At 67.1% G+C, this 6,706-nt stretch carries 8 protein-coding genes; 3 read left to right on the forward strand and 5 right to left on the reverse strand.

The window, feature by feature from the left end; all coding sequences use genetic code 11:
- Nucleotides 1-11 precede the first annotated feature (11 nt).
- From AC1DT6_RS02435 to AC1DT6_RS02445, 3 genes are all read right to left on the reverse strand, one after another.
- The gene (locus AC1DT6_RS02435) at nucleotides 12-1,040 is read right to left on the reverse strand and encodes a DUF6352 family protein (protein ID WP_441636659.1); all 1,029 of its coding nucleotides are present in this window, start codon (nucleotides 1,038-1,040) and stop codon (nucleotides 12-14) included.
- Between the two features lie 58 nt (nucleotides 1,041-1,098).
- Nucleotides 1,099-2,334 (reverse strand): aminotransferase-like domain-containing protein, encoded by a 1,236-nt coding sequence (locus AC1DT6_RS02440; protein ID WP_477103293.1) that lies wholly within the window; start codon nucleotides 2,332-2,334, stop codon nucleotides 1,099-1,101.
- A 102-nt stretch (nucleotides 2,335-2,436) separates the two neighbouring features.
- Entirely contained in the window at nucleotides 2,437-3,387 is a 951-nt protein-coding gene (locus tag AC1DT6_RS02445) for a Bug family tripartite tricarboxylate transporter substrate binding protein (protein ID WP_276290381.1), read from the reverse strand.
- A gap of 264 nt (nucleotides 3,388-3,651) precedes the next feature.
- Here AC1DT6_RS02445 and AC1DT6_RS02450 point away from each other — a divergent pair, with 264 nt between their 5' ends.
- A complete protein-coding gene (locus tag AC1DT6_RS02450) occupies nucleotides 3,652-4,599 on the forward strand; it encodes a LysR substrate-binding domain-containing protein (protein ID WP_441636663.1) in 948 nt (315 codons plus the stop codon).
- A gap of 104 nt (nucleotides 4,600-4,703) precedes the next feature.
- Nucleotides 4,704-4,925 (forward strand): hypothetical protein, encoded by a 222-nt coding sequence (locus tag AC1DT6_RS02455; RefSeq protein ID WP_441636665.1) that lies wholly within the window; start codon nucleotides 4,704-4,706, stop codon nucleotides 4,923-4,925.
- A gap of 201 nt (nucleotides 4,926-5,126) precedes the next feature.
- Here the strand turns inward: AC1DT6_RS02455 and AC1DT6_RS02460 are convergent, their stop codons facing one another.
- Complete coding sequence (locus AC1DT6_RS02460) at nucleotides 5,127-5,546, reverse strand: carboxymuconolactone decarboxylase family protein (RefSeq protein ID WP_441636667.1); 420 nt, start codon at nucleotides 5,544-5,546, stop codon at nucleotides 5,127-5,129.
- 81 nt (nucleotides 5,547-5,627) lie between these two features.
- Complete coding sequence (locus tag AC1DT6_RS02465) at nucleotides 5,628-5,771, reverse strand: hypothetical protein (protein WP_441636669.1); 144 nt, start codon at nucleotides 5,769-5,771, stop codon at nucleotides 5,628-5,630.
- Between the two features lie 276 nt (nucleotides 5,772-6,047).
- Here AC1DT6_RS02465 and AC1DT6_RS02470 point away from each other — a divergent pair, with 276 nt between their 5' ends.
- Nucleotides 6,048-6,485 carry a universal stress protein gene (locus tag AC1DT6_RS02470; RefSeq protein ID WP_045237308.1) on the forward strand — a complete coding sequence of 146 codons (438 nt, stop codon included), beginning with the start codon at nucleotides 6,048-6,050 and terminating at the stop codon, nucleotides 6,483-6,485.
- Nucleotides 6,486-6,706 lie beyond the last annotated feature (221 nt).

Consider the following 6,706-nt stretch of genomic DNA (forward strand, 5'->3'; position numbering starts at 1 on the left):
GCGGCAAGTGCCTACGACACCGAGGCCAGCGGCAGATTCAGCAGCAGATTCTGCGGCTTCATCCTGAAGACGCCGGCCTCGTTCATCGCCGCGGCCAGATAGACCGGGCGGCCGGCAACGTCCGGCCTGACCACGGACGGATCGGCAAAATCCAGCCGGAACAGCGACAGGATGCGCCGTTGCCGCTCCGGCTCCAGTTCCTCCCCCCGGTACAGATCGTTGAGGATCTGCGTGGCCTGCGCGTCCAGCCCGATGTGCCAGGCCCAGTGCCGGTCCTCGATCGCGCTCAAGGGCATCACCGTCACTTCCACCCCGAAGAAGTGCCGCACCCACCGTGCGAGCACGCGACTGAACGCCCCGAGCGCCGCGCTGCCGCTGGCGAAGCGGATCACGGTGTCGCGGCGTTCGTTGCGGGTCCAGTAAGCCGGGGCGTTGTCGCGATCCAGCACATCCAGTTCGACCTTGCGCGCGGGAATCTGCGCTTGCGCCAGCAAGCGTCCCAGTTCGCCGTAGACGCTCCCCGATGCGTGCAGTTCGACCGTTTCGGCATCGGCCAGCATGACCGCGCCCTCCTGCAACGACACTTTTTGCGCGCGGGAGAACAGTTCCGCCGCGCGCCATTCCATCGGGTCGGGGTTGTCATGCAGGATGCCGTGCACGATCAGGTGCGCGAGCTGGTCGATAAAGACCGGCGGTACGGTCACGTTGCCCTGGCGAAAGATATCCAGGTAAGCCGCCTCGACGGTGGGCGCCGCTAACAGGCGCTCGCGCATGGCCAGCACCACGCCGTAGTTCTCGCGCGCATCGGCGTCCTGCAGCGCGGCAATCTCCCCGGCGGCCACCGGCCGCCGGGGATCCGCGATCAGCGCCGCGTGCAGCGCGCGCTCGGCGTCGCACGACGCCTCCACCGGCGCCACTTCGGGACGGCGCCACCACGTACGTAGCAAGTGATCGCCGGGGAGCAACTTGCCGTCGCTGTCGCGGGCGGCGGGGTCGAAACCGGAATGGGGCCAGGCGTCGCGAGGCCAGGAAGCGGGCATGGTGAGCGGGGATACCGGGGCTGGAAGATCGCCCCAGTATCCCATAGGCGGAACCGGCTCAGCCCGCCGCGCCGCCCTGGCTGGCGCGCACCGCTTGCGCCAGCCGTTCCACGCCTTGCACGATCTGCTCATCCGAAGCCGTGGCGAACGACAGCCGCAGCGCGCCCGAGCGCTGCCCGTCCACGCTGAAACTGGCGCCCGGCACATACATCACCCGCGCCGCGATGGCATGCGGCAGCAGGCTCGCCGCATCGGCCACGCCTTCGATCTCGCACCACAGGAACATGCCGCCCTGCGGGGTTTCGCCGCGCAGCGCGGGGCCAAAGGCATCGGCCAGCGCCCGCACCATCAGGTCGCGCTTGTGGCGGTACAGGTCGATGATGCGCGCGGTCTGCCGGGCCAGCAGGCCATCGGCCAGGCAGGTGGCCATCGCCAGTTGCAGCCACGGCGACGTGCAGAGATCGGACACTTGCTTGGCGATCACGGCACGCCGCAGGATCTCGGCGGGCCCCGCCATCCAGCCCAGCCGGAGCCCGGGCGCCATGGTCTTGGAAAAACTGCCGAGGTAAATCACCCAGGGCGTCAGCGCGGGGTCTTGCGCGGCCAGCGACAACAGCGATGGCAGCGGCTCGCCGTCGAAACGCAGGCTGCCGTAGGGATCGTCCTCCACCACCACGATGCGATGCTGCGCGGCGAGCGCCAGCAGCGCGCGGCGGCGCTCCAGCGCCAACGTGCGGCCGCTCGGGTTGGCAAAAGTGGGCACCAGGTAAAGCAGCCGTGGCCGCTCCTCGTCACGGCAGTCAGCCAGCATGGCGGCAAGGGTCTGCACGCACACCCCGTCCTGGTCGGACGGGATGCCGCGCACCGCGGCGCCGGCCAGCCGCAGCGCCTGCACGGCGGCGGGATAGGTCGGCGTCTCCACCCACACCGGCGTACCGGGCGCGACGAAGGCCTGCACCAGCAACTCGAACCCTTGCTGCGAGCCCGATGTCACCACGATCTGTTCGGGCGGCAGGGGGGCGCCGCGCCCGGCCATCAATGCCGACAACTCGCGACGCAGCGCCGGCATGCCTTCGGTCGGCCCGTATTGCAGGCATTGTGCCGGGTCGCTGGCCATGACCCTGGCCGCGGCGTCCTGCAACGCGCCGGCATCGAAGCTGGCCGGGGAGGGATAGCCGCCGGCGAAGGAGATCATGCCCGGCAGGCTCATATAGGGAAACAGTTCGCGGATGGGCGAGCCCTGCGGCTCCCGCATGGCGGGCGCGAAGGCGTACGGATGGACTGGCGTGCTCATGGGATGCTGGCGGAGAGAGGCAAAGGCGGGGCTGCGCGGCGTACTGCGAGAAATCTGGCCGGCCCCGCGCGGCAGCATGCGCGGGGCTGGCGTCGGCCGCGCTCAGTCGACCGTGGCGCCGGACAGCTTGACGATCTCGCCCCACTTGCGGCGGTCGTTGCGGACCAGCTCGGCGAATGCCTCGGGCGTGTTCGGCGCCAGTTCGGCGCCCTGCTCGCGCAGCTTGGCCTGGATGGCCGGATCGCTGGTGGCGCGTGCCAGGTCGCGGCTGATCTTCTGCGCCAGCGCGGCGGGCAGGCCCTTGGGGGCGAACAGCCCGAACCACGGGCTGGCGTCGAAGCCCTCGACCGGACCGGCCGCCGCCACGGTAGGCACATTGGGCAGCGCCGCCGAACGGCCGGCGGAGGTCACGGCCAGCGCCTTGAGCTTGCCCGAGCGGACGAACTGGATCGACGCCGGCAGGTTGTCGAACATCACGTCCACGCTGCCGCCCATCAGGTCGGCCAGCGCCGGGCTGCTGCCCTTGTAGGCAACGTGGCTCATCTGCGTGCCGGTCATGCGCTGGAACAACTCGCCGGCCAGGTGGGTCGAGGTGCCATTACCTGCCGAAGCCATGTTCACCTTGCCGGGATTGGCCTTCAGGTAGGTGATGAACTCCGCCAGCGTCTGCACGCGGGCGCGCTCGGCGAACGCCGGCGAAACCACCACTACATTGGGCACCTTGGCGACCAGCGATACCGGCGTGAAATCCGCCGCGGCGTCATAGGGCAGCTTCTTGTACAGCGTGGGATTGATGCCGAACTCGCCGACCGAACCCATCAGCAGCGTATAGCCGTCGGCCGGCGACTTGGCCGCCACGCCGGTGCCCACGATGCCGCCCGCGCCGGGACGGTTGTCCACCAGCACCGGCTGCTTCCACATCGCGGTGAGCTGGTCGCCGATCATGCGCGCCACCATGTCAGTGGTGCCGCCGGCCGGGTACGGCACGATGATGCGCACCGGCTTGTTGGGGAATTCTTCCGCGCTGGCCGTGGCCGCCGCGAGCAGGCCCATTGAAATGCCGCAATGGCCGATGATGCGAAGCAGTCGATTCATGCCGGTCTCCTCGTTTCCTTATGGTTGTGATGTCCCCTCTCGTGGTCCGTCTCTCGGGGGGCGGGGGACGCGGGAACCCAGGACGCTGGGTTCCCGGAGATCGGCATTTTTAGTCATCAACTTTTTTACATCAAGCGAGATTTACGCATAGGATGATGACTTTTTTACATCAAGTTGCAGAACCCATTCCCGCCAGGGGATTCCCACCAACGCATTGAGACCATGAGCGCCTCCCGCATTCCCAGCCTGAGCAGCCTGCGCGCCTTCGAAGCCGCCGCCCGCCACCAGAACCTGCGCCGCGCCGCGGCGGAGCTATGCCTGAGCGAGAGCGCCGTCTCGCGCCAGATCGCCACGCTGGAGAGCCAGCTCGGCGTGGCGCTGTTCCATCGAGCCAACCAGCGCGTCAGCCTCACCCCGGCCGGTTCCCTGTACGGCTACCAGGTGCGGGAAAGCCTGCAGAAGCTGCAGCGCGATACGCTGGACATCATGGCGCACGAGGGCGCGGGCGGCATCGTGGAACTGGCGTGCGTGCCGACACTGGCGGTGGAATGGCTGATTCCCCGGCTGCCCGCGTTCTATGCGCAGCATCCGCAGGTGGTGGTCAATTTCAGCGCGCAGGCGGATGTATTCCTGTTCGATGGCACGCCCTATGACGCCACCATCCACTACGGCGAGGCCAACTACCCTGGCGGACGCGCCGATCCCCTGTTCGACGAGGAATCCGTGCCGATCTGCCATCCGGACTTCTTCGCCGGCGAGGCGCCGGTCAGCGCAGAGCGGATCGCGCAGGCGCCGCTGCTGCATCTCTCGACGCGGCGGCTCGACTGGAAGAACTGGATGGAAGCCGCAGGCGTCGGCGACGTCAACGCCATGCGCGGCACGCGCTACGACCACCATAGCATGGTGATCAGCGCCGCCCGCGCCAGGCTGGGCGTCGGCCTGGTGCCGCGTTTCCTGGTGGAGGAATACCTGGCGCTGGGCCTGCTGGTGATGCCGGTGGCGCAAGCCATGCGCTCGCAGCGCGCCTACTACCTCGTCGTGCCCGACTCGCGGCCCGTGAGCGACGCCATGTCGCGCCTGCGTACGTGGCTGCTGGCCGCGGCGCAGGATTTTGCGGCCCGCCAGGCAGAACGCCTGGAACAGCAAGCGACGATTAATCAAAAAATTTGAACATTAAATACGATACAGGGCCGCGCGCCAGATCCGTGCCAGATCTATCCTTTGTCACATGGAGACGCAACATGTTCTCCCGATTTCAACAAGACAAATAGATCATGAAAGTCACCACCGCCCGCCTGCTCCTCGCTGCCGCCATCGCCGGCACCGCCCTGCTCTCGCTGAACTCCGCCTTTGCCGCCGGCACGCACGCCGGGGACGACTACGGCTACGTGCACCGCGCCACCGACGCCTACACCAACGGCGCGCGCAAGGTCGACGCCTTCAGCGACGGCGCCCGCACGGTATTCCAGGACTATCCGTTCGGCTTCGCGGTATGAAAGGCAACGGCGGTGCGGCGCGCACCGCCCCGTCCGGGACGCACTGACAGACAGCAGGAACGCATCATGACCATCAAAGACACTGCCCTGATCCTCGCCGGATGGATTGCCGCCTGCCTGGGCAGCGGCTACCTCGTGAGTTTCGCGGCGCAGGCGCTGCAGCGCTGACAAGCCCGGCGGGCGATCGCCACCAAGCTCCCCTCATTCCTTCGCGCCAGCCGCCTCCAGTACATCCGTCAGCTTTCGGCCCGCATCGAGCGCCGCCGGAAAGCCGCAGTACACCGCGCTGTGCACCACCAGTTCGCGCAATTCCTGCGGCGTCACGCCATTGGCCAGCGCCCCGCGCAAATGCCCGGTCAGTTCCTGCGGCCGGTTGAGCGCGATCAGCATCGACACCGTGGCCAGGCTGCGCTGCTTGCGGTCGAGCCCTTCGCGCGTCCACACCGTGCCCCAGGCGAATTCCGTGACAAGTTGCTGCAGGCCGACATCGCCCTGCTGCTGCGCGGCCTCGAAAGCGCGCTGCACGTATTGCGCCCCCATGACCTCCGAACGAACCTCCCGGCCGGCTTCGAAAGCCGGTGTCTGCGTATAAGCGGTGGGATCTTGCCTGGCTTGCGTCATTTGCTGCCCTCCTTTGCCGTTTGCATGCGCACCGGCAGTCTGAACCGCGGCCGGCAACTTGTCCACGGGCCAGCCCCCCCCTCATGGACCTTGCTCGTCGGGCTCCCGCGCAAAGCCCTCCTCGCGGCGCGCGATGGCGCTGGCCAGCCCGAATTCCCTGACAAAGAGCACGATCAACGCGAGCACGGCGAGCGCGCCGATCGCCAACCGATAGTAGATCCACATGGCGGCAAGCCGGAACAACCGGTAGAGTTTTCCTATCTGCAGGGTAGGCTCCGGCACATCAAAAAGGCGCTTAGATGCCCGTGGCGCGGTGCAAAGAAGCCGTCAAAACGGCAAGGAACGACATCGCCAAAGCGCGGAAAGATGCACGCAATTTGATCTGGATCCTGGCAAGGCCGGCACGCGGGTGCCATGATGATCGCAGTGGCCGCCCCCAACACACATGCAGGCGCCGCCCCTTTCCAACAACGATTGCAGCCATACCAGGAGATAGCCGCCATGACCAACATTGTGCTCGCCACCGACGGTTCGCCCTTTGCCGACGCAGCCGCCCGCTTTATCGTCGAGGGCAAGCTGCTGCAAAGCGGCTTTACCGTGCACGTGGTCCATGTGACGCCCGAAGTCACCGGCCAGGTGCGCGCCTTCGTCAGCAAGGACACCATCGACGCCTGGCACCAGGAAGAAAGCGAGAAAGCCATGAAATCCGTAGCGGACATCCTCGCCGCCGCGGGCATCGCCTTCGAGCAGCACGCACTGCACGGCTTCGCGCCGGAACGCATCGTCGCCTATGCCGCCAGCGTGGACGCGCGCGCCATCGTCATGGGCACGCACGGACGCGGCTCATTCTTCGATGCGGTGATTGGCTCGGTAGCGGGACGCGTGCTGGCGCACGCGCCGTGCCCGGTAGTGCTGGTGAAAGCACCGGGGAAGAAGTAAGGCCCGAAAGGCCGAAGAGTCGAGGATAAAAACGCTACCGCCCGATCAAAGATTCGGTGTATCCGTGTTTGCCGCCCGAGGGGCGGCAAACACCCACCCGCGATGCGAAGCGAGCCGTCAAGGTGTACCAGGCCGTATGGGGCGCCTCGTCGGCAGGCAAAAAGAGCGGAAAAGAGGGACCCATGTTTGAGTATCGCCTTAAGGCGATGCGAGTTTGGGTC

The sequence above is a fragment of the Cupriavidus sp. 01L45 genome, assembly GCF_056399885.1.

Bases quoted from the DNA above. Each gene is read 5' to 3' on its own strand.
- AC1DT6_RS02470 (WP_045237308.1), top strand. From the start codon at position 6,048: ATGACCAACATTGTGCTCGCCACCGACGGTTCGCCCTTTGCCGACGCA.
- AC1DT6_RS02450 (WP_441636663.1), top strand. From the start codon at position 3,652: ATGAGCGCCTCCCGCATTCCCAGCCTGAGCAGCCTGCGCGCCTTCGAA.
- AC1DT6_RS02460 (WP_441636667.1), bottom strand. From the start codon at position 5,546: ATGACGCAAGCCAGGCAAGATCCCACCGCTTATACGCAGACACCGGCT.
- AC1DT6_RS02445 (WP_276290381.1), bottom strand. From the start codon at position 3,387: ATGGGCCTGCTCGCGGCGGCCACGGCCAGCGCGGAAGAATTCCCCAAC.
- AC1DT6_RS02465 (WP_441636669.1), bottom strand. From the start codon at position 5,771: ATGTGGATCTACTATCGGTTGGCGATCGGCGCGCTCGCCGTGCTCGCG.
- AC1DT6_RS02455 (WP_441636665.1), top strand. From the start codon at position 4,704: ATGAAAGTCACCACCGCCCGCCTGCTCCTCGCTGCCGCCATCGCCGGC.
- AC1DT6_RS02435 (WP_441636659.1), bottom strand. From the start codon at position 1,040: ATGCCCGCTTCCTGGCCTCGCGACGCCTGGCCCCATTCCGGTTTCGAC.
- AC1DT6_RS02440 (WP_477103293.1), bottom strand. From the start codon at position 2,334: ATGAGCACGCCAGTCCATCCGTACGCCTTCGCGCCCGCCATGCGGGAG.